This is a genomic window from Acidobacteriota bacterium (assembly GCA_009861545.1).
In the GTDB taxonomy this organism is placed as follows: domain Bacteria; phylum Acidobacteriota; class Vicinamibacteria; order Vicinamibacterales; family UBA8438; genus WTFV01.
Map to the genome: position 1 here is coordinate 1 of VXME01000125.1, position 19,583 is coordinate 19,583.

20 protein-coding genes and 1 pseudogene are annotated in these 19,583 nt (G+C 67.3%); 5 read left to right on the plus strand and 16 right to left on the minus strand.

From position 1 onward, the window contains the following. Positions 1-20 precede the first annotated feature (20 nt). The 8 genes from F4X11_19745 to F4X11_19780 all read right to left on the minus strand — a co-directional run bounded on the left by F4X11_19745 (position 21) and on the right by F4X11_19780 (position 11,245). Positions 21-1,691, minus strand: a complete 1,671-nt coding sequence (locus F4X11_19745) for a DEAD/DEAH box helicase (GenBank protein ID MYN67231.1) — start codon at positions 1,689-1,691, stop codon at positions 21-23. Positions 1,692-1,934: 243 nt separating this feature from the next. Further along, complete coding sequence (locus F4X11_19750; GenBank protein MYN67232.1) at positions 1,935-2,138, minus strand: hypothetical protein; 204 nt, start codon at positions 2,136-2,138, stop codon at positions 1,935-1,937. A 186-nt stretch (positions 2,139-2,324) separates the two neighbouring features. Then, on the minus strand, positions 2,325-3,551 hold the full coding sequence (locus tag F4X11_19755) for a hypothetical protein (GenBank protein MYN67233.1): 1,227 nt from the start codon (positions 3,549-3,551) through the stop codon (positions 2,325-2,327). Positions 3,552-3,702: 151 nt separating this feature from the next. Next, positions 3,703-4,344: a hypothetical protein gene (locus F4X11_19760; protein ID MYN67234.1), complete on the minus strand. Its 642-nt coding sequence runs from the start codon at positions 4,342-4,344 to the stop codon at positions 3,703-3,705. 3 nt (positions 4,345-4,347) lie between these two features. Beyond that, a complete protein-coding gene (locus F4X11_19765) occupies positions 4,348-4,557 on the minus strand; it encodes a hypothetical protein (GenBank protein MYN67235.1) in 210 nt (69 codons plus the stop codon). A gap of 330 nt (positions 4,558-4,887) precedes the next feature. Then, entirely contained in the window at positions 4,888-8,112 is a 3,225-nt protein-coding gene (locus tag F4X11_19770; protein ID MYN67236.1) for a DEAD/DEAH box helicase, read from the minus strand. After that, positions 8,109-10,028 carry a hypothetical protein gene (locus tag F4X11_19775; GenBank protein MYN67237.1) on the minus strand — a complete coding sequence of 640 codons (1,920 nt, stop codon included), beginning with the start codon at positions 10,026-10,028 and terminating at the stop codon, positions 8,109-8,111. The genes F4X11_19770 and F4X11_19775 overlap by 4 nt, the downstream gene beginning before the upstream one ends. Next, complete coding sequence (locus tag F4X11_19780; protein ID MYN67238.1) at positions 10,028-11,245, minus strand: hypothetical protein; 1,218 nt, start codon at positions 11,243-11,245, stop codon at positions 10,028-10,030. Before F4X11_19780 ends, F4X11_19775 begins: the two co-directional genes overlap by 1 nt. A gap of 445 nt (positions 11,246-11,690) precedes the next feature. On the opposite strand from F4X11_19780, the gene F4X11_19785 reads away from it, so the two are divergent. The 5 genes and pseudogenes from F4X11_19785 to F4X11_19805 all read left to right on the plus strand — a co-directional run bounded on the left by F4X11_19785 (position 11,691) and on the right by F4X11_19805 (position 14,603). Next, positions 11,691-12,005, plus strand: a complete 315-nt coding sequence (locus F4X11_19785; GenBank protein ID MYN67239.1) for a hypothetical protein — start codon at positions 11,691-11,693, stop codon at positions 12,003-12,005. After that, on the plus strand, positions 11,942-12,628 hold the full coding sequence (locus F4X11_19790) for an AAA family ATPase (protein ID MYN67240.1): 687 nt from the start codon (positions 11,942-11,944) through the stop codon (positions 12,626-12,628). The genes F4X11_19785 and F4X11_19790 overlap by 64 nt, the downstream gene beginning before the upstream one ends. After that, entirely contained in the window at positions 12,597-13,241 is a 645-nt protein-coding gene (locus F4X11_19795) for a hypothetical protein (GenBank protein ID MYN67241.1), read from the plus strand. The genes F4X11_19790 and F4X11_19795 overlap by 32 nt, the downstream gene beginning before the upstream one ends. A 7-nt stretch (positions 13,242-13,248) precedes the next feature. Then, positions 13,249-13,341 (plus strand): annotated as a pseudogene (locus tag F4X11_19800) (DUF2191 domain-containing protein). A gap of 80 nt (positions 13,342-13,421) precedes the next feature. Then, positions 13,422-14,603 (plus strand): ATP-binding protein, encoded by a 1,182-nt coding sequence (locus tag F4X11_19805; protein ID MYN67242.1) that lies wholly within the window; start codon positions 13,422-13,424, stop codon positions 14,601-14,603. Between the two features lie 19 nt (positions 14,604-14,622). Here F4X11_19805 and F4X11_19810 read toward each other — a convergent pair whose 3' ends face one another. From F4X11_19810 to F4X11_19845, 8 genes are all read right to left on the minus strand, one after another. Then, positions 14,623-16,107 (minus strand): transcriptional regulator, encoded by a 1,485-nt coding sequence (locus tag F4X11_19810; protein MYN67243.1) that lies wholly within the window; start codon positions 16,105-16,107, stop codon positions 14,623-14,625. Continuing rightward, positions 15,986-16,591 carry a type II toxin-antitoxin system VapC family toxin gene (locus F4X11_19815; GenBank protein ID MYN67244.1) on the minus strand — a complete coding sequence of 202 codons (606 nt, stop codon included), beginning with the start codon at positions 16,589-16,591 and terminating at the stop codon, positions 15,986-15,988. Before F4X11_19815 ends, F4X11_19810 begins: the two co-directional genes overlap by 122 nt. An 8-nt stretch (positions 16,592-16,599) precedes the next feature. Beyond that, positions 16,600-16,833: a type II toxin-antitoxin system prevent-host-death family antitoxin gene (locus F4X11_19820; protein MYN67245.1), complete on the minus strand. Its 234-nt coding sequence runs from the start codon at positions 16,831-16,833 to the stop codon at positions 16,600-16,602. Between the two features lie 170 nt (positions 16,834-17,003). Beyond that, positions 17,004-17,372, minus strand: a complete 369-nt coding sequence (locus tag F4X11_19825) for a type II toxin-antitoxin system VapC family toxin (protein ID MYN67246.1) — start codon at positions 17,370-17,372, stop codon at positions 17,004-17,006. A gap of 4 nt (positions 17,373-17,376) precedes the next feature. Then, positions 17,377-17,754: a type II toxin-antitoxin system VapC family toxin gene (locus F4X11_19830; GenBank protein ID MYN67247.1), complete on the minus strand. Its 378-nt coding sequence runs from the start codon at positions 17,752-17,754 to the stop codon at positions 17,377-17,379. Then, on the minus strand, positions 17,751-18,017 hold the full coding sequence (locus F4X11_19835) for a hypothetical protein (GenBank protein ID MYN67248.1): 267 nt from the start codon (positions 18,015-18,017) through the stop codon (positions 17,751-17,753). Before F4X11_19835 ends, F4X11_19830 begins: the two co-directional genes overlap by 4 nt. Before the next feature lie 62 nt (positions 18,018-18,079). Then, positions 18,080-18,649, minus strand: a complete 570-nt coding sequence (gene pyrE / locus F4X11_19840) for an orotate phosphoribosyltransferase (GenBank protein MYN67249.1) — start codon at positions 18,647-18,649, stop codon at positions 18,080-18,082. Positions 18,650-18,709: 60 nt separating this feature from the next. Continuing rightward, entirely contained in the window at positions 18,710-19,483 is a 774-nt protein-coding gene (locus F4X11_19845) for a sulfite exporter TauE/SafE family protein (GenBank protein MYN67250.1), read from the minus strand. Positions 19,484-19,583 lie beyond the last annotated feature (100 nt).

Genomic DNA, 19,583 nt, shown 5'->3' on the forward strand with positions numbered 1-19,583 from the left:
CGTCCCCCCGCAGATCGCCCTCAACCCACCCATACCTGTTTCAGGAGAGCCAGATTTTCCCGCTGATTCCTGCGCACGGTCACGGAGCTGCCCGTCGTATCCAACCAGGTGTCGGGAAGCTTTGGGATGAAGTCCGCCGGTTTGTCCGGCCATGGCTCGGTTTGGCTGATGTAGAGATAACCTGCCACGCCGTCCTCGGTGTCAAGGCGATCCGAAAGAGATCGGGTCATGTACACCGGGCGCCCGCCCTCGTTTTGTCCTCGCCGAACCGTGTAATACTCCTGGCCACATTCCCGGCAGAACGCGAGAGCAAGCAGGATCTTGTCCCGGCCAGTCCCTGGCACGAACTGCTGTGCTCGTAGCGTAACGTGTCGGGTCTCCTCCGGCTCAAGCGAAGCGTAGACCGCTTCGCCTTTCGAAACGAACTGATGCAGGCGGAACGCGAACAGCGGATGGCCGTTTGCATCCCTGCAGCCGTACGCCGACAGCAGTGTCTCACGTAGCTGGGCCTCGCAAGAATCCCGATCCAGGTTCGTCAGTTTCGCAAGCGAAGCTGCGGCACCCTCGTCGCCGGATAGCGAGCGCGGCACGCACCGACCCAGCCGTCCGCTTCCCGCTTCCCTTCGAACGCCAAGCGTCGTTTCAATCCAGGCAAACAACGGATCAGCCAGGATCGAGTCCGTATCCCTCTCCGGAAGTTGAACCGGAGGCTGCAACCGGTTTCGGAGCCCCTCGACCACAATCGGGTCAGAGAAGTCCTGTTCCGGCGTAACGCGGCGAAGTGTCTCACCTATCACCCGTTGGGGCTTGACCGTAACCCCGAACAGCCGGGATGCGAGGGCTGCCACTTCATTTCGCTGCTCGGCCCATGTGCCGCTGCCCGCGAGGGTTGCCGACGTACCGACGTGCAACAGTTGCTTCGCGACGCACGCCTCTCGCAGTCGGCGCACGAGCATCGCAACATCCGCGCCCTGACGTCCGCGGTAGGTGTGCAACTCGTCGAGTACAAGGAACCGCAGGCCCGTCGCCGCAGTGATTAGCTGGTAGTCCCAAGGCCGGGTCAGTACCAACTCCAGCATCACGTAGTTCGTAAGCAGGATATCGGGCGGATTGGAAATAATCTCCTTCCGCTCATCGTCGGGTTCCTGGCCGGTGTAGCGCCGGAAGGTCACCGGCGAATGACCGTCCGGGTAGCCCAAGCACAAGAACTTCTCAAGTTCGCCCATCTGGCTGTTGGCCAGCGCGTTCACGGGGTACACGATGATCGCCTGTATACCCTTACCGCTACCCCGGCGCAGAACATGATCGACGATCGGCACGATGTACGCGAGGCTCTTGCCCGAACCCGTGCCCGTCGTCAGAACGTAGCTGTCGCCGGCGCGTGCCGCCCGGATCCCGTCGACCTGATGACGATGAAGCTGGAACGGCGCGCCGAGTCGTCCATCCTCGCGCTTCTCACGGAAGATGTTGATGCACTCTGGATGCAACTCACCCGCGTCGATCAACTGCTGCAGTGTGTCACCAGACTCAAATGCCGGACTCAACTGGATGAGGGGATCCGGCCAGAGGAATCCGGTGTCCATCTCCTGATCCACGAGCTGGCGGATGCGTTCGTCCTTGATGGTGAGGAAGCTGCGGACGTACGCGCCGTAGTCTCGGATGACGTTGTCGCGCAAGCTGAAGACGTCCATCTGAGGGTCTCTGATCGCTAGGGGCTAACCATCCCCCGGGGCGATCTTGTCATGCTCACCCGCCCAAATAGGTTGGACCTGCTTACCACGAGCTCCGTAACGAGAAGGTCGGTGACGTGCTCCGGTTCTGACTGGATTCCGCTCGACGCCGCCTCTCCTGTCGACCACGGCCGAGGCGACGGGCTGCGCCGCTGTCGGCGGTCGCTGTTTCCCGGGGTGACTCGTCATCCCTCTGCCTCGATACTATGCGACGCGCTCGATCGTGATCCGGATCTTCGAGTTTCGGGACATCTTTCCGCTTCCGTAGATCACGTCAAAATGTTCTCTCGGGATGTAGACAATCGGAACGGCCTTGTTGTTGCCGGGATCTTTGAACACATAGTAGTTGCCGCTGCCGCGCTCACTGATCGTGTCATAAGGCACACCGTCGTAAGTCAAATCGTCCATACCCCGCCTCATTTTCACCAGGATGGTAGCACTTGACCCTAGCACGCCGCTAGTGGGCGGTCAAGTCCCCTTTGAGAACCAAAACGGTCCTGGATGCACTGTGTTAAGGCGAGAAACGAGTGCGGTCGCGACCGCTCGCGGCGCCGCGCCCACTCGCGGTCATGTGGTAGAACGCGGCTGCGGCGCTTACGTGCCACGCCGGCAGCAGACCAAACAGCAGGCCGGCCAGGAGCTACGCGGCCAAGTTGAACAGCAGGGTCGTGGAGCCAAATCGAGTTCTCCTCCAGCCGCGGCAACATCGGCAGACCGAAGCGGACCAGCAGCCGCACAGGCAGCGCCAGGAGCAGCGTCGCGACGGCCGCCCGCCACGCCGAACGCCCGGCGCCACGAGAAGGACCGATCCGGCCAGCCGCGCGGGTCTCGGGGAGGGGGCGCGAAATCGCCACCTCGCCGTGACGCGTTTTGGCGCGGACCAAAAACAGGTTGGAGACGTTGGCGCAGTCGGTGCGCAGCAGTAACCCGGCCGCGCTCAGCGGGATCCACAACGTCGTCTGGATGTCGCCGACCACTCGCGGCTAGAGCGGCACGATCAGCGGCTGGTACTCCCTCGCCATGACCGGGGCAGCAGACCGGTCGGGAAGGCAACTCCTTCAGATCGGTCACACCGGGCGCTAATCGTGCGGCGCAGTTCGACAGCATGGCGCCTCGGTCTCGGCCCGGAACCTGCTCCAGCGACGCCCCGTCCGCCATGCGCACCACGCCGTTCAGCCCGAAGAAGTCCAGCCGTACGTTCTCCGGGTCGAGGCGCATCGGCCGCGACAGGGCGGTCTCCGGCCGCGGAAACGCGAAACCCGGGGGCATAGTAACCCCCACAATCGCGACGCTCTCGCGATCGGTCTTTACGACCCGCCCCACGACGCCGGGATCCGTGCCGAATCGGCTCCTCCACAACCCGTCGCCGAGCACGACCACCGGGGCGGCGCCCGGCCGGTCCTCCTCGGCTGTGAACGGGCGACCGAGGCGCGGCGGCGTCCGCAGCACGTCGAAGAGCGACGCGGTGACGCTGGCCGCCGGCACGCGCTGCGCGTTGTCCGGATCGGTGAAGCCGACCGCCACGTCGCTGAATCCCGCCACGCCGGCGAGGGTGCGGCTGTGCTCCTGGTAGAGGAAATGGAGCACATCCGACATCGGAAGGTCGTCGAGCGGTCCGAGTTGCCGGGCCGCGTTCCAGAGCAGGACAAGCCGCTCGGATTCCGGGAACGGCAGCGGCCGCAGCAGCACCGCGTTGACGACGGTGAAGATCGCGACGGTCGCGCCGACGGCGACCGTCAGCGTCAGCAGGGAGAGGAGAGTGCGGCCCGGGTTGCCCGCGGCGCGGCGCCACAGGAGCCGGAGCTGCGAAGAGAGCGACATGCTCTCCTACTGTAGGGACCCCGGCGGCCCGAGCACATGCCGACCACGCGGTCAGGATTGAGACCGTGGAAGATGTCGGCGATCGACGCGCCGCGAGTCGCTGGCTGCCACCTAACAGCAGTCCGAGAATCCGCCCTGATGGCGTTGATTACTATGAGCCCGGCGCGACATCACCCGACGTCAGCGTGTACCAGATCGTCCAGATGAGCCCCATCGCGGCAAGGAGACTGCCTGCTACTCTGACCACGAACTGAAGAAGAAACCGGCGGCTTTCGCTCTGTTCCTTCGCGCGGTCTTCATCGATCATCGCGTTGAGGTCATCGCGACTGCCGTCGAGCACGCGGACCGCATCGCGCAACTGCCGGAACAACTCCATGTACTCCGTGGTCTGCTGTTGTACCGACGCGCGGCTGCCCCGGCCCTGAGCCAGCGTAGCCTGCGCTCCGATCGCGAGCGCACGGATGTTGGGATAGTCCCTGACGACGCGGCTGACAACGACGTCGTTGTAGTCATCCTGAAAGCGCCCAATCTCGTCGATCGCGTACAGGATCCCCGCCTCGGCGGCGTCGTACATCGCGCGCTCACAGTGGTTCTTGGCTTTTCTGAGTTCGTCAGGCTTGGAGATCTGCTTCTGGCCGTCGAGCGCTTGGAGCAAGTGGTGCCCAGCGTATCTGAGTTCGTTGTTGGCAGGAACGGCGACCGCGGACCGAAACTGTGCGACTTCGCGCGTGAATCGATCGGCGGTCTCGTAGCTCTCGGTGAGTTCGGAGACAGACGGGAATTCGGGCGGCATCGGTCAGAGCTTGCGCGCCAGCACTCGCTCACGCTCGCGATCGATGTCTTCGCGAGTTGTGAATTGACCCTGCTGCAGTCGAACGTTTCCGCTGCTCAGGTTGGACACGATCCGCCTGTCCGTCTCACGTCGCTTGGACTCGTCGGAAGCTGGCGGCGCAGGACGGGTTCGGACGCCGAACGCCGAGCGTGCTGCCTGAATCAGCTTCTTCATCAGGGACTCTCCCTCCCTGCCCTGCCTTCGGGCGTGTCCCGTACGCGCAAAACCCACCGCTCAGCGAGAATCCGCTGAACTTTGGCCCAACCCATGGTGAATTCTGTGGAAAACCGGATCCCGCGTCAACGGATATGGCCGCGACTCGCCCCGACCCGGCTGGAGCGTCCTGATCCCGTTGGGCGCGCACCGCTCGATGGGCACGCCACGAAATTGTGACTGAGATTCCGGCAACAGCATGCCCACGCACTCCACTAAACTTCCACTCTGCAATAGCTTACAGCAAAGCGAAAAGCGATCCGGCTGTGGGAAGTAACTCTTGCGCAACGCTCACAATTCGCCCGGGTCTCCGGTCACCCGTGGCGACAGATCCACCGCCCAGTCTCTGAGCCTCGCGACATCGACGCCTGCGCGATCCAGCAGCGTGACCAGCTCCTCCTGCCGCGGCTGCCCGAAGACCACCCGGTAGGCGGCAAGCTGCCGCTTCAACCGGTCGAACGCCTCGACCTCCGCCGTGTACGGCAGTTGCGGCACATGGCGCTCCACCCGGTGTTCGCCCGGAGCCATCCAGTGCGGAACCAGGTCGCTCTCCTCGGCATCCCGCGCGCACTGATTCGCCAGCTCGAACATCAACTTCCAGATGTCGTCGCCCGCGCTCCACGCCGCGAAGGCATCCTCAGCGTGGGAGGCAGCGACGTTCCGGCGGACGGCATGCCCCTTGTACCGGTGAATCCGCCCTTCACGCTGCTCCAGGTCCACCGGATTGCCCGGCAGGTTCCAGTGGACCAGGCGGTGGCACCAGGGATGGAAATCGAGCCCCTCCTGCCCTATCGACGTGCTGGTGAGCACGAAAGGCCGGAACGGGCTGTTGAACGCGGCGCGGACGGCGTCCTGGGTGATCTGCTCGCCGTCGTCCGTGCGGCCGTGGCCGAAGCGTAGTGCGAACACGGTGCGGACGCGGATCGCGTCGCGTTCGACGATGGCGCCGGATGCTCCTGGCTCGGCCCGGAAGAACTCGGCGTGGACACGGGCGCGCGCCGGGTGCACCACCGGGACGAGCTTTCGCGCGCACTTGGCGGCGGTCTCGTCCGGGCTGGCGTCCTCGGACCACGAGTCCTGCTCCCAGAGGAGATGCCACTGCTCGTCGAGCACCGCCTGCAGATTGCCCTGCCGGCAGTAGTGCAGCACGAGCCGCCAGTAGGCCGACTCGTCGCCGACGGCCGCGGTCCCGGCGGCGAGCTGTCGCAGCAGCGAGACCACGGCCGGCCGGTTGAAGAGGCGCCAGAACGCGTCGGCGATCAGCGCCGCGAGCCGGCGGCGCGTGGCGTCACGAACCTCGCTCCCGCCGCTCAGACTGCGGGCCGCGAGAATCGCCGGCGAGCCGAGGGCGAGGTCCGTGAGCAGCTCGGCGAGGTCAGGAGGCCGCCGGCCGAGCGATTGCGGGTCGACCGCGAGCAGATCGTCGACGTACGCGCCGAAGACGTCCGGATTCGGCTGCGGGAGCTGCTCGTTGTCCGACGCCCCGGAAAGCTCGCCGTCACGCCACGTCCGCAGGAAGGCCGGCAGTTCCGGATCCAGCAGGAGCGGCGCGGCCCATTCCCACCGATCGTCGACGGTCCCCGCCTGCGGGTTCGGCAGCCGCGGGTCCGAGAGCAAGTCGTCGACCTGGGCGCGCACCCACGCCCGGCGATCCTGCCCGGGCGGCGCGGCGAGCGGATGCGCCCGATCCGCCAGCGGCAGGCACGGCAGCAGCAACAGGAGGAGTCGGTGACGGGATCGGACGCCGGCCGCTGTCTGCGTCAGCCGCAGCAGCGGCCGCTGCTGCGCGTCGGGGTTGTCGTAGGAATCGAGCCGGCCGCCCATCATCAGCCGTTCCGCTTCGTAGCTGAGGACGGCGCTGACGACGTCCGGCACCAGGTTCCAGGCCGAGAACAACAGCCGCTTCGTCGCGTGTTCCTTGCCCTCGAACGGTCCCTCCAGCGGCCAGTACGGCAGCGTGGGCGGCATCCACAGCAGGCGCCACAGTCCTTCGTCGATCAACTCCCCGACCAGCTCCCGCAACTTGGCGTTCCCCGGGTCGATGCTGCCCCACGACCGCAACGTCGCCGCCTTCAGAAAGGCCGCATCGTGGCGCTGGAGCGCATCGACGATCTTGTCCGGGGGACGGGACGCGCCGAGCGCCTCGACGAGGAGCTCGTGGAACTTGTAGCCGTGCATGAAGTGCGCGAGATACGGCGCCGACTTCCAGAACGGCATCGGATCCTGGTTGCCGACGGCGCGGAACAGCGCGTCGGCGGCGAGGTACTGCCGCACGTCGCTCGCGGTGACGGGGGTGGTGCGCCGGTCCTCGGCCACCATCGCGTCCCGGTCCTCGCTGGCCGCGACCCGCTCGGTGCGCGCCATCACGTCCCGCAGCGAGTCTTCGACCGCGCGCTTCGCCCGCTCGACGCGTTCCACCTGGTCCGGCTCCCCGCCGGCCGCGCGTCGCAGCGCCGCCCCGAAGCGCGACAACTGCTGCTTGAGCTCCTCTACGAGGGCGTCGTCGTCGCCGAGCAGGAACCGCGTGGTGGCCAGGAAATCCTCGTAGTGATCCTCGTGCTCGATTTCCGCGTCGGCGGTGTAGAGCTTGTACGGCGTCGCGGAGAGCAGGAGCGTGCGCACTCGTTTCCTGTCATGCGCCTCGGCCTGGAACAGCTCCTGCGCCAGTTCCGCCGCGGCGTCGCGCTCGGTCCCCTGCGTACCTAACAGATTCTTGAAGCGCTGGAACTCGTCCAGGATGAGCAGATCGGGCTCGAGCGCCTTGACGCACGCGCCGGCCAGCACGCGGCGCAAGTCGGAGATGACCCGGTCGCGCTGGTACCGGGCTTCGGCCGGCCAGCGGTGATAGCGGCGGAACGTGGTGTCGAGAAGACCTCGCAGCCTCTCGTCCAATTTCGGCTGCTCGCGGAACGCCGCCTCGAAGCGCCGGCGTATCGTGGCGTCGATGGGCCGGGGGTTGTTCTTCAGCCGCCAGCGCCACTCGTCCGTCCTGGTGATCCCTCCCTGCAGGAGATTCATCAGCGCCGTATGCTGGTCCATCAACGGCTGGAGCAGTTGAAACAGCACTTCCCGCTCCTCGCCCCGGCCGGTCGAGTGTCCCAGGTCCAACGAGGTGCCGGGGGTGAAGCTGACGAAGTTCAGCTTGCTGTCGGCGAGTCCGGACTCGCCCTCCCGACGCGCCAGCTCCGTGGCCAGCATCGTCAGGCGAGTCGCCAACGCGAACGACCCTTCTTCCGCCGCGCCCACCTGCAGCTTCGGGAGATTGGCGCGCGCGATGCTGCCGTTGCTGCAGATGTAGACGATGTCGATCCGGTCGACGTCGTTCCAGAGGTGATCGATGGCGCGGGCGATGATGCCGCGGGCGACCAGCGTCTTGCCGAGGCCCACCTCGTCGGCCACCAGGAAGCGCCCGGTGCCGTTCTCCGCCTGGAACAGGCGGTGGAAGGCGTGCTGCACCGTGCGGCGCTGAAACGGCTTGAGGGGCTTGAGACTCGCCTCGACGGATGGTCGCTTCATGAACGCGGCTCCCCGGCGACCGCCGCCTCGACGGCCGTCCAGACGGCGAGCAGATCGTCCGGCACGATGCGCCGCCCTTCCTCCGTCTTCCGCAGGTCGTCGATCAGCCGGCGGACCGGCTTCAGGCGATCAGGGTCTCGGGACGCGGTGCGGACGAGGTCGTCGAGCAGCGTCTCGCCGCCGAGGCCGACTCCCCAGGACGCGGCGCCGTCTCCTTGCCCTTCGTCCGTCAGCGCCGCGGGCAACTGCTCGATCCCGCCCAGCAGCGCCCGCAGGAAGCGGAGGAACTTCTCCGGGCTGTCCAGCAGGCCCCGGAGCACGTGGCGCATCCGGTCGGCGGGCATTCCCTCGGCGGGAAGCCGCAGGGTCATGCGAATGTCGTCCACGCCCGGCATCGAGACGCGCAATCGAAAGGCGATGAACGCCGTCAGGCGTGCGACCGGCAGCCTCCAGCGCAACGGCTCGTCCAGCCGCAGGGCCTGATCCTCGGCAACGGAGACAGGCCAGGCCGCGACCTCGACATCGTCGGCGGGCGGAGCGACGCCACCGTCGATCGTCAACGTCCAGAGATCGTCCCCGGGCACGCAGACAACGCGAAGATCGGCGTCCACGAGGGCGTCCCGGGCCGCTTCGAGGCGTTCCCGCGCAGTGGTCACGCGCTGGTCCTCCGGCTCCGGCTCCACCCTCTGATACGGCACGCACAACTTCAGGAACCCGCCGTGGAGGAAGCGATCGATGCCGCAACCGCTGGCGCCCTCCTCGCGTCCCTTCTTGCCCGTGACCGACGCCATCACCTCGACGTTGCCGCCGCCGAACGCGGCCGAGGTCAGGTTCGCGGAGCCCACGTACCAGGTCGCGTCCCAGCCGTGCTCCACCGCGATCATCTTGGCGTGCAGCCCCGAGGGGCGAGCATCCGTGCCGGCCGCTGACGTGTCGCCGTCCTGGCGAGCATCTACGCCGGTCCCCGGGTCGCCCCCGTTCGCGCCAGCCTGGTCGGCCTCACCATCCTCGTCCGCGTCGGCCGGAACATCCTCGGCTTCTCCCTGGGCGGTATCCGAGAGGACGAATATCTCCTTCCAGGCGGCGAGCGCGTGCTCGGACAGCTTGTCGAGCTCCTCTTGCCGGCTCACCAGTATCCGGTCGTTTCCGCTCAGTCCGTCGACCGCGGCGAGCCCCGTCTGGTTGACGAACGGCGCCAGGGCGAGCGTGCGATAGCCGCTCGACGGCGGGCTCCACGATCGACGGCGCCTCGACAGGCCGAGCGCATGGAACTCGATCGGCGAGTCGAAGCCTTCAGGGGCCGGGAACGCGGTGCGCGCAACCTGATCGGCAAGCTCCTCGACGCGGTCCGCGACGTCTTGTGGAACGCGGTTCGCGCTCGTGGCCAGTTGCGGCAGCTCCCGGAGGAAGTCACCCAGCGGACGGCTCGCGGACACGCGGCGCCCGCTCCCCGGCGGGGCCGCGCTCGCCAGGGCGACGTCCCAGGAGCGGTCGAAGGTCAGGTTCCGCGACAGGATCGCCACCCGCAGCACGTCCTCCGCCGTCTCGTCCTTCGCCGTGAACCGCGCCACCCACACCTTGGGATGGAAGGCGCCGCGGCCCGGTGCGCGCACGGGATGCACGCTCGACTCGAGCATGGAGTAGAGCGGTCGCGCGCTGCGCGGAATCCCGATGCCCGTTTCGTCGACGAAGGCATGCACGCGGTCGCCGGCGTCCCGGATCGCCTGGTGCAGCCGCAGCGGATCGGCCAGCAGCTCGTCCAGGCCGCCGTCGGGATGCGCCAGCACCGACAGCGGCAGCACGAGCAGCGCTTCCAGATCGAGGGTGTAGGTGGTCAGCACGGCGAAGTCGAGCCGGTACCTGCTGGGCGGCCGGATCAACTCGAAGGCGGTGGTGCGCGAGTCCGGCAGGAGCATCAGGCGGCAAAACCTCCATGCAGGTCGATCAGGAATTGCCGGACCCGAACCCAGCGGAAGTCCATGCGGAAGTCCATCGGACGGATGTTGCTCCACGGACTCCAGTCGACCAGGCGATTCCGGTTGGCCAATCGCGCCCGGCCGCCCTTCAGGCGCAGCTCGCGTTCGGCAACCAGCGCCCGCAACCGAGGGTCGTCGGCCATGCTGTCGGGATCCAGCTCGGCAATCCGCCGCGACCAGCTCTCGATGAAGACGCGCTGGTGGTGCGGCAGGCGCCCGCCGCGGCGCACGACCAGGTCCCAGAGCACGTCAGGCTCGTACGGGCTGTCGTCGGCCTCCGCCTTCGCCCAGTCGGCGAGAGCCCGGCGGAGTGCCTCGATCGCCTGGCCGTCGTCCTGGTCCAGGACCTCGCGCCGCCGTTCCGCCACGAGCAGGTTGTAGAGCAGCGGAATGCCCGCGACATGGAGCGAGAACCGCCGCGCCAGCTCCAGCGTGTCGCCAATGCTGCCCGGCGCGCGCAGGGCGTCCGGATCGTCCCAGACGTTCTCGGCCGGCGAATCGGAGCCGTTGCGGACCAGCCACGCCAGCAACGTGCCGGCGCAGCTCTCCTCGATGCGGCCGCGCAGGAAGTCGGCCTCGTCATGGGTGAACGCGAACGACGCCTCCCCGGGAAATCCCTTCGGCGCCTCCGGCATCCGGGGGTGCCAGTGCGCGTCCCGGCTCCAGATCACGCCCGGATCGTCCGCCCGACCCACGACGCCGCGGCCATCGACGAGCGCGTCGAAGTGCGAGTGGTACCACCCCTGACTCTGCTGGGGCCGGAAAATGCCCCACCGCGTGAGCGGGCCCCAGTAGAGGGAGCTCGGCAGCCGAACGAGCGCCGCGCGAGCGACCACGCCGATGATGCCCCTGGCGTCCTCGTTCTGCTCGAGTCGCCCGATCAGGTCCACTTCCACGGCGCGTGCGGCTCGCTCCACGTCGCCGCTCCGGACCCGCCGAGCCTCCAGCCGCTGGTAGATCCAGGGCACGAAGAGGACGTACCGCAGCCGGGTCTGGATGTAGGAGGTGCCGGGGAACAACGCGTCCGACAGCACGTCCCGCAGGCTCCCCAGCCCCATCTCGTCGAGCGTGCCCTGCTCCTTGAACAGATCCAGGACGCGCCGCATCTTGTCGCGGTCGCTCGCCGTCAGGTCGAGCCAGGTCAACGTCGCCTGCATGCCTCTTCGCAGCCCTCGGCGGCACGCTCGTAACGCAGCCGCACTTCGCCTCGGTTCTGTAACGTCCGGAAGAGGCCAGCCGTACACGCGAATCGCAAGAAGATTGCGGCGGGGAACTCATCGCCGAACCGGAATCGAGGGGCGACACGGAAGCCACGGTCACCGTGTGCGGGAGCGGAATCAGAGACGAACCAACCACATGGTCTTGGTGGCAGAGCCACCTCGTCGATCGGAGAAAGCGTCCGCGAGCGCGGTCCTGCCCTCGAGAACATCCGGCTGTCGCCTCTCCATGGGCTTGCACACAACCAGGCGCGCGACCGGTGCGCCCCGGCGCCGTCGTTCCCTCCGTGCTCTCGTACCCTAGAATGCAGAGAAGCCAAGGCCGTCGACGCCTGACGTGCAACGTGTCGCAGGAAGCAGGCATCACGGCCCCAGGGGAGCTGAGATGAAGACGGATACAGGCGAAGCCGATGGGACGATGACCATGCTGGCCACCGAGGACGCACGGGAAATGTGCTTCGCCCAGGGAAAGTCGTGCGTGTACGCCAGCGACGACGACAGGTTCATCATCTCGGAGACGCCGGCCGGCGTGATCGACCGCCACGAGCTCGCGACCGGACAGGTCACCCGCATCTGGCCGGACGGCGCCGAGGAGGTGTTCCCCGCCGACAGTCCGAAATACCGCGAGTACCCAGCATGGCCGAGACCGACAGCCGCACGAAGGGCCAAGGACCTCGACGTATCCACCGCCCGCGACTGACGATTGTCATCGGGACGAACGGAGCCGGAAAGTCGACTTGGTGCAGCAAGCACGAAAACGAACTCCCGACAGCCTTCTATGACGCCGACTCGATCGCCAACAGCCTGGGCGACTGGAACGATCGCCACAACCAGATCCAGGCGGCACGGCGCGTCAACCGGGCTCTCCGTGGTCACCTCGCCACGAGGGAGAGCTTTGGATTCGAAAGCACCTACTCGGGACGTTCACGACCAAGAATGGTCGAAAGCGCCGCACGGGCGGGATACGACGTGCACGCCGTGTTCATCGGAACGAGAGATGCCGAGATCAACGTCATCCGGGTACAGAAGCGGGTAGCGGAGAACACCGGCCATGCCGTCGACGGGGACGATATCCGACGACGGTGGCACAACGCCCAGGACAATCTGGCGCGAACAGCTCACGCCTTTACGCGAATCGACCTGTACGACAACAGCGGAACGACATACCGGCAGATCGCCGTCCTGAGACGGCACGGAATCGAACACGTGAGCCCGGAACCGCCCGAGTGGGCCCACTCGCTGCTCGAGCGAATCGGCAGCATGCCCCGGGCGGCCACCAGGCGTGCACGAGATGACCACGAACAAGGCGTCGTCGAACCCTGACGCATCGGACGACCTTCGGGACCGGTACGGTCCGGACCATGCGCAGAGCCGGCCGAACCGTTTCGCACCCCGCACGACCGGCTCCGAGCCGGGAGCGACCGTGGCAACCGACACCGGCGAGCGGGTCCATATAGAGAGAACGGGCGTGGTAGCGATGGACCTGCCGGCCGCGGAAGCGTTCCCGCTGTTCAGTGCAGAGGGTGAACGGCGCTGGGTGGCAGGTTGGGACCCGTGCTACGTGCATCCAAACAACCCGGGCGCCGGAGAAGGCGTCATCTTCCGGACCACCAACAAGGGCGTGGGAACCGCGACGTGGATCCAGACGCGGCATGATCCCGCCGCAGGCGTCGCGTCGTTCGTATACATGGTTCCGGATCACCACGCAGCCATGGTGGAGGTACAAGTGATTCCCGAGGGCGAGGCCCGCAGCCGAGCGACCGTGAAGTACCGCATGACAGCACTGTCGTCGGCCGCGGACGACTTCGTTCGCGCGTTCGGCGAGGCCTTCGACGACTACCTGGGTGACTGGGCCGAGGCGATTCGGCGACACATCGTGGAGGGTGTCTCACTGACTGCGACAACCCCGACCACGGCAGATGACGTGATGCCATGATGCGGCCATGCGGACCACCCTGACGATTGACGACGACCTGCTGGCCGTCGCGCGAGCGCTGGCTGGCCGGCGCGGCGTCAGCCTCGGGACCGCGGTGTCGGAGTTGGTGCGGGGTCGATTCGGCGGACTTACCGCTGATTCCACGTTAAAATCAGCGGCAGGTCCGGTGAAACGGCCGCGATGCCGACAATCCCTCGAATCCTCGACGTGCGGGCCCTGGTGGAACGGAAGTCCTGCTTCCTGTTCGGGCCTCGACAGACCGGCAAGTCCACGCTGATCGGACAGCAGTTCGCCGACTGCCGGACGTGGAACCTGCTCGATCAGGAGTTGTTCCGGCGTCTGGCGCGCAATCCCGGGCTGATCCGGGAATCGCTGGCGGAAGGGAGCGGTTCGGACATCGTCGTGATCGACGAGATTCAGCGGATGCCGGAGCTGCTGAACGAAGTGCATCTGATGATCGAGGAGCACGGCGCCCGCTTCCTGCTGACCGGATCGAGCGCCCGCGCGCTGCGGCGCAAGGGGGTCAACCTGCTGGGCGGCCGGGCCGGACGGCGGTCGCTGCACCCGCTGGTGCGGGCGGAACTGGGGAAGCGTTTCAGCCTGGACCGGGCGCTGGAGTTCGGGCTGCTGCCGTCGGTCTGGTTCTCGGACGAGCCCGGCGAGGGACTGCGCGACTACACCGGCGACTATCTGCGCGAAGAGATATCGAACGAGGCCATCGTGCGCAACCTGCCGGCGTTCAGCCGCTTTCTGGACGTGGCGGCGCTGGCCCACGGGACACAGATCAACTTCGCCAGCCTGGGGAACGACGCCCAGGTAGCGCCGTCGACCGCGCGCGACTACTACCGGATTCTGCAGGACACGCTGTTGGCGCACGAGGTCCCCGCGTTCACCGACACGCGGCGGCGCAAGGCGGTCTCGACGTCGAAGTTCTACCTGTTCGACACCGGCGTGGCCCGCCATCTGCAGGGCCGGCGCGGGTTGGCGCCGGGGACGCCGGAATACGGCGACGCGTTCGAGAGCTACCTGTTCCAGGAGATCCGGGCGTTCTGCGACTATCACCGATTGGAGGCGCCACGGTACTGGCGGTCGCGCTCGAAGCTGGAGGTGGACTTCGTCTTCGCGGACGTCGCCGTGGAGGTGAAGGCGGCGCGGGCCGTCGGCGGCCGCCACCTGAAAGGCCTGCGCGCCCTGGCGGAAGAGAAGCTGTTGGCGAGGCACATCCTGGTGTCGATGGATCCGTATCCGCGCGTGGTGGACGGCATCCTGCTGCTGCCGTGGGAGCAGTTCCTGGATCGGCTGTGGGACGGGAAGCTGGCCGGCGCCGCGTCCGTGGAAGGTGTCCCACGGGCTGGGGCTTGATTCACTGTACGGTCTGCGGTCAACCAGCAGCCGCCTTCTTCGTCCACAAGGTCAGCCGAAGCTCGTCACCGAACAGCGCGTACGCCGGCCGCCGTCCCGCGTGCGCCTCGCCGTCCTGGAGGATCTTCCGCACGCCTTCGCCTCGTGATTCCAGGAACACCTGCCCCGTGCGCCTGCTGCGGATTCGAGACAGGAAGCTCACCAGAAGCTGGTTGCGGGTGAACGTGCGGTAGGGCATGTCGTCGAGCGTGATGGTGTTCGGCAGCTTGCCGGGGCTGTAGAGCTCGAGTCTATCGGCGAACAGGAACAGTCGGATCTTCGAGCCGGAGATGGCGTAATCGCGGTGGGCGACGGCGTTGACGATCGCCTCGTCGACGACGTCGAGGTCGTAGGGAGCGACGTTGCTCGACGGTTTGTCGGCCGGCGCCTGCATGAATCGGGCGACGAAGGCGATGCCGGCGTCGATCTGGTCGGATACCGGACCGGCGAGACGCTCGGCGTGGACGAGGTCGTCGGAGGACAGGCGGGTGTCGCGGTAGCACGCCGCTTCGATGGATCCCGAGGCGAGGAGGTCGGTCGGTTCCCTGCCGAAGACCAGAAGCCCGGCCACGGTCGGCCGATCCACGCCGTGCTCGTCGGCAACCGTGACCCGCGTGTTGCGAAGCAGGTCGAGCCAGGGAATGGTCGGCGAGCGGCCGAAGAACGCTTCCAGCCGGTTGCGGTTGAGGTCGTCGACCGTCGCGGTGAGCACCGGCTGTTCGTCGAACACGTACTCGCGGCCCCGCTGCTGGAAGAGCCGGGCGAGCTCCGGCGGCGTGAGGTCGCGTTTCGTGGAGCCGACTCGCACGTGGTACCGCCCGCCGGTGGTTCGATGCACGTAGAGCCCGCGCGATACCTCCACCAGGAGCACGTGCCGGTCCGCGCCGGCGGCGTCCGGGAGCAGATCCTTGCGCAGAATCGGTCGGATCGGCGGGTCGCAGTTGTTCGTGGCGAGGTTTACGATCCAGTTCTCGACCGTATCCAGGCGCTCGACCGGAATCCCGTGCACGGCGCCGGCGTCGTCGACGCCAAGGAACACGACGCCGCCCTCCGCGTTGGCGAACGCCACCAGCTCGCTCGCGAGTTCCTCGGTATTCGGGGCGATCACGCCTCGCTTCCCGAGGCGCACGTCCTTGAACTCGGCGCGGCCGTCCTCGCCGGCGCGCAACTGATTCAGAATCTGGTCCCTGGTGTCGAACATCGAGTGCTTCGCTTCGCGTTCAGGCTTGCCGCGGGAGGCGACGCGGTGTGAACGAAACACCAATACTATCGCCGAGATGCCGAAAGCGAGGGCGGTACGGTCGCGCCGGCCGTGACCGACAGCGTCGCCAGGGAGACGAACTCTACCCGTCGCATCCGGTGGCGATCGCCAGGGCGCGGCACAACTGGCGCATCTTGCGCGGACCAAGGGCGCCGACGTAGCCCTTGAGTTGACTCCGGGGCACCGATTCACTCGGGCGGCCATTCCTGAGCGTCCAACAGGTCGCTGACTTCCTCCAGCAGCTCGTCGGCGTGTCCGCCGTAGGCGTTCCTGAGCTGCTCATCGATCTCCCGTCGCTGTCGGGCGCGCAGGTACATCTCGATCGCCGAGCGGATGAACGCCGACCTCCCGCGTTGGCCAGTTCGTGCGCCAGCGCCTGGGCGATGAGCATACGGTCGAAGGGATCGCGGTGGGGCCCGCTCAGCCGCCCGGCGCGTTCGGCGTCGCTGACGTCGATAGGCAGTTCCTCGAAGCCCTGGTCGGCAATGGCGGCGCGTATGTCGCTCGCCAACGCATCAGCCTCCGGAAACTTGCCGCGGCGGTGCTTCGTCGCAATCTCCCACGCAGACGCCGCGCTGACGAGGATGTCGTTCCTTTCGTTCCGGATGGTCCCGCGAGCAGTTCCGGAGAGGCGGCGGCTGTCGGCAACCCACCACACGAACGCATGCGTGTCCAACAGTACCCGCATCGCTGACGCTAACCGCCTTCCCAGAGCTTCAACTCGTCTTCCGGCAACGGATCGGAGAAGGCGTCCGTGAGCGCGGTCCTGCCCTTGAGAACATCCGGCTGTCGCCTCCCCATGGGCTTGCACGCAACCAGGCGCGCGACCGGTGCGCCCCGTCGGGCGATGACGACCTCCTCGCCCGCCTCCACCTGCGCCAGCAGTCGGGACAGTTGCGTCTTGGCTTCGTGGACGTTCACGACGGGCATCGGCGGCTTCCTCTCCTGCCGGACAATTTAGCCAAGAAGCTGGTCACATCGCAAGGCACGGGCCGCCGCAGACGGATGATCGTTCAGTTCCTGGAACGGCTGTGGGACGGGAAGCTGGCCGCCGCCGCGTGGTAGTACCGCCGGGCGCCGCCGGACTGCATGCGTCGCTGTCACAATCGGTGGGCGCCGTCCACGCGCGACATCTTCCTGTCGAACGTGCCTACCGGAACGTGTCCCGCCTTGCGGGCGATCTCGACGACGAGGCAACCGGAGAATCCGACCGCTCGCTCGCGTGCGAACGTCGCGTGCGCTCGTCGGACGACGTCCTCATCCTGCAGGACGAGGCGATCGTGCTCTACGAGCATGCTCACAGCGGTCCCGATGCGCCGGCGGTTCAGCCCGTAGACGGACTTCAGCACCCATACGGTCTCGGCGAGCACCGGCAGCGAAATCCAGGCGCCGTGCTCGACGAACACCTCGGCGCGGGCAACCTGTTCCGGATCGTCGCGCACGATCCTGCATCGTTCGCCTCTTGGCACGCGTTCAGAACGCGATGCGTTGGACACCGTCGACTCGATCGAAGTGTGCATCGTTGCTCAACACGGGCAATCCGTGCTGACGCGCGAGGGCGGCGATCCAGGCGTCGTTGGGCGGAATGGGGTTGCCGGAGCGCTTCAGCTCCAGGCGGACGTCGGCGTAGACGCCGGCGGTCGCGTGGGTGACGATGGCGATCTCGGCCAGCGGCAGGTAGCGGCGGAGCCAGTCCTGGTAACGGTCGCGATGGCTCGACTGGCGAATGCCGAAGTAGTACTCGCCGAGGACGATGCTCGGGACGACGAGACGACGAGCGGACCGCAACGGCGCCTCGACGGCTGCCACGCCTTCCGCCCATGCGGACAGGGCGTTGGTGTCGAGAATCATGCGACGTCTTCGGGCGCCAGTGTCTCGAACTCCTCCGCTATCGCTTCGCCCACCCGACGGTGCTCATGCGACAGATCGGCCAACGCGCCGAATCCGGCCATCCACGGAGCCTCGTGTTCGCGGCCTGCGGCGTCGCCGGTGCACCGCCGGAGCTTGTCCTCGAGCGCGTCGGTGAAGAACTGCCGCAAGGTCATGCCGCGGCTGGCAGCGAGCGCCTTAGCCTGCCGGAAAGTGGTATCGGGAAGTTCGATGGTGGTCTTCACGGAAGACATATTCCCCTATTTACGGGTCGCGGGCAACCCGCCCAACGATGCGGGTCGCCGGGTCACGACAACCCGCGGAAGTCGCTCCGCGTGTAGAGCGGGACGTAGTTGCCGACTTCCCTGCGGACACTGGCTGCGCCGTCCTGTTCGCCCCGGTCGACGAGGGCCATCGCGGCGATGACTTCGCAGTCGGCCGCGCGCGCTTCCTCGACCGCCTTCAGCAGGGACCCGCCGCTGGTGACGACGTCGTCGACAATCACGACCTTCGTTCCCGGTTGCGGCGGATTCTCCAGCCGGCGCTTCGTGCCGTGGCGCTTCGGCTCCTTGCGGACGTAGAAGCCGTCGATCGGGCATTCGCGGGCGTACGACAGCGCCACCATCGAGCTGACGATCGGGTCCGCGCCATGCGTCAACCCGCCGACCGCCCCGGGGCGCTCCGGTAGCTTCTCGAGCGCGTCGAGAAAGGCCATCCCGACCAGGTAGGCGCCGTCCGCGCTCAGCGTCACCGGCTTGCAGTCGAAGTAGAAGTTCGATTTCGCGCCGGTGCTGAGCGTGATCTCGCCGGTTCGAAACGCGCGGGCTTCCAGGAGATCTCGGAGTTTCTTGCGGGTGTCGGTCGGGCTGTCGCTCATTGTCGGGAATCACCTAACTCGTTCAAATTCCGTGAATTGTACCGCTCCGGTCAAATCGGCTCACGGTGTCGGCGCAGCGGTCGCCGCCACGTCGCCCATCCACGCCGCGCTCGACACCAGGCGCAGCGCGACCAGCACGAGGACGGTGCGGTAGAGGCGGGTGAAGAGAACGTCGTCGACGCGATCGAGCAGTCGGCTGCCGGCCGCCGCACCGGCGATCACGAGCATGGACATCGCCAGCAGCAGCCCGACGTGCTCGCGGTACGAGAAGCCCACCCAGCCGAACGCCGCGATCTTCGCCAGGTGTCCTGCCCCCTGACAGGCCGCCGCGGTGCCCACCACGCCCCGCCGCGACAGTCCGAGATGCGGAAAGAACGGCGCGACGAGCGGCCCGACCGCCCCGACCAGGCTGCCCAGGAAACCGGCGACGCCGCCCAGCACTGCGAAACGGCGCGCCTCGCCGCCCGCGCCGGCGGGACGGATTCGCAGCCATCCGGGTCGCAACGTGGCGACCAGCACGAAGACGCCGATCAGGGTCGTGCCGAGGGCAGGCGGCATGGCGAGCGCCACGCGCGCCCCGGCCAGCGCCAGCGGCAGCAGGAACAACGCGTACCAGCCGACGACGCTCCACGCCACGTGGCGCCCCTGCACGACGGTGCGCGCGCCGTTGGAGACCAGTTGGATCACGCCGTGCAGCGGAATGGCGGCGGCCGGCTCGAAGAACAACAGCATGACCGCCAGCAGCACGGTTCCGCCGGCCAGGCCGACCACCGCCGACAGCGCGGCCGACGCGAACGCCACGGCGCAGAGCAGAGCGACGGTCAGCGGGTCCATGCGGGGGAATGATAGAGCCCCGCGGTCGAACGCTCGCGAACGCGGGGGCGACGTTCCCGCCGGCCGCGGCGGCCAGCGTCCACCCGCCACACGGTTGACG

What these genes read in the sequence shown, in the direction of transcription:
- F4X11_19805 (MYN67242.1), top strand. Translation starts at nt 13,422, where the DNA reads ATGCCGACAATCCCTCGAATCCTCGACGTGCGGGCCCTGGTGGAACGG.
- F4X11_19780 (MYN67238.1), bottom strand. Translation starts at nt 11,245, where the DNA reads ATGCAGGCGACGTTGACCTGGCTCGACCTGACGGCGAGCGACCGCGAC.
- F4X11_19765 (MYN67235.1), bottom strand. Translation starts at nt 4,557, where the DNA reads ATGAAGAAGCTGATTCAGGCAGCACGCTCGGCGTTCGGCGTCCGAACC.
- F4X11_19815 (MYN67244.1), bottom strand. Translation starts at nt 16,591, where the DNA reads ATGCGGGTACTGTTGGACACGCATGCGTTCGTGTGGTGGGTTGCCGAC.
- F4X11_19760 (MYN67234.1), bottom strand. Translation starts at nt 4,344, where the DNA reads ATGCCGCCCGAATTCCCGTCTGTCTCCGAACTCACCGAGAGCTACGAG.
- F4X11_19770 (MYN67236.1), bottom strand. Translation starts at nt 8,112, where the DNA reads ATGAAGCGACCATCCGTCGAGGCGAGTCTCAAGCCCCTCAAGCCGTTT.
- F4X11_19785 (MYN67239.1), top strand. Translation starts at nt 11,691, where the DNA reads ATGAAGACGGATACAGGCGAAGCCGATGGGACGATGACCATGCTGGCC.
- F4X11_19795 (MYN67241.1), top strand. Translation starts at nt 12,597, where the DNA reads ATGACCACGAACAAGGCGTCGTCGAACCCTGACGCATCGGACGACCTT.
- F4X11_19845 (MYN67250.1), bottom strand. Translation starts at nt 19,483, where the DNA reads ATGGACCCGCTGACCGTCGCTCTGCTCTGCGCCGTGGCGTTCGCGTCG.
- F4X11_19820 (MYN67245.1), bottom strand. Translation starts at nt 16,833, where the DNA reads ATGCCCGTCGTGAACGTCCACGAAGCCAAGACGCAACTGTCCCGACTG.
- F4X11_19755 (MYN67233.1), bottom strand. Translation starts at nt 3,551, where the DNA reads ATGTCGCTCTCTTCGCAGCTCCGGCTCCTGTGGCGCCGCGCCGCGGGC.
- F4X11_19830 (MYN67247.1), bottom strand. Translation starts at nt 17,754, where the DNA reads ATGATTCTCGACACCAACGCCCTGTCCGCATGGGCGGAAGGCGTGGCA.
- F4X11_19775 (MYN67237.1), bottom strand. Translation starts at nt 10,028, where the DNA reads ATGCTCCTGCCGGACTCGCGCACCACCGCCTTCGAGTTGATCCGGCCG.
- F4X11_19790 (MYN67240.1), top strand. Translation starts at nt 11,942, where the DNA reads ATGGCCGAGACCGACAGCCGCACGAAGGGCCAAGGACCTCGACGTATC.
- F4X11_19810 (MYN67243.1), bottom strand. Translation starts at nt 16,107, where the DNA reads ATGGCCGCCCGAGTGAATCGGTGCCCCGGAGTCAACTCAAGGGCTACG.
- F4X11_19750 (MYN67232.1), bottom strand. Translation starts at nt 2,138, where the DNA reads ATGGACGATTTGACTTACGACGGTGTGCCTTATGACACGATCAGTGAG.
- F4X11_19745 (MYN67231.1), bottom strand. Translation starts at nt 1,691, where the DNA reads ATGGACGTCTTCAGCTTGCGCGACAACGTCATCCGAGACTACGGCGCG.
- pyrE (MYN67249.1), bottom strand. Translation starts at nt 18,649, where the DNA reads ATGAGCGACAGCCCGACCGACACCCGCAAGAAACTCCGAGATCTCCTG.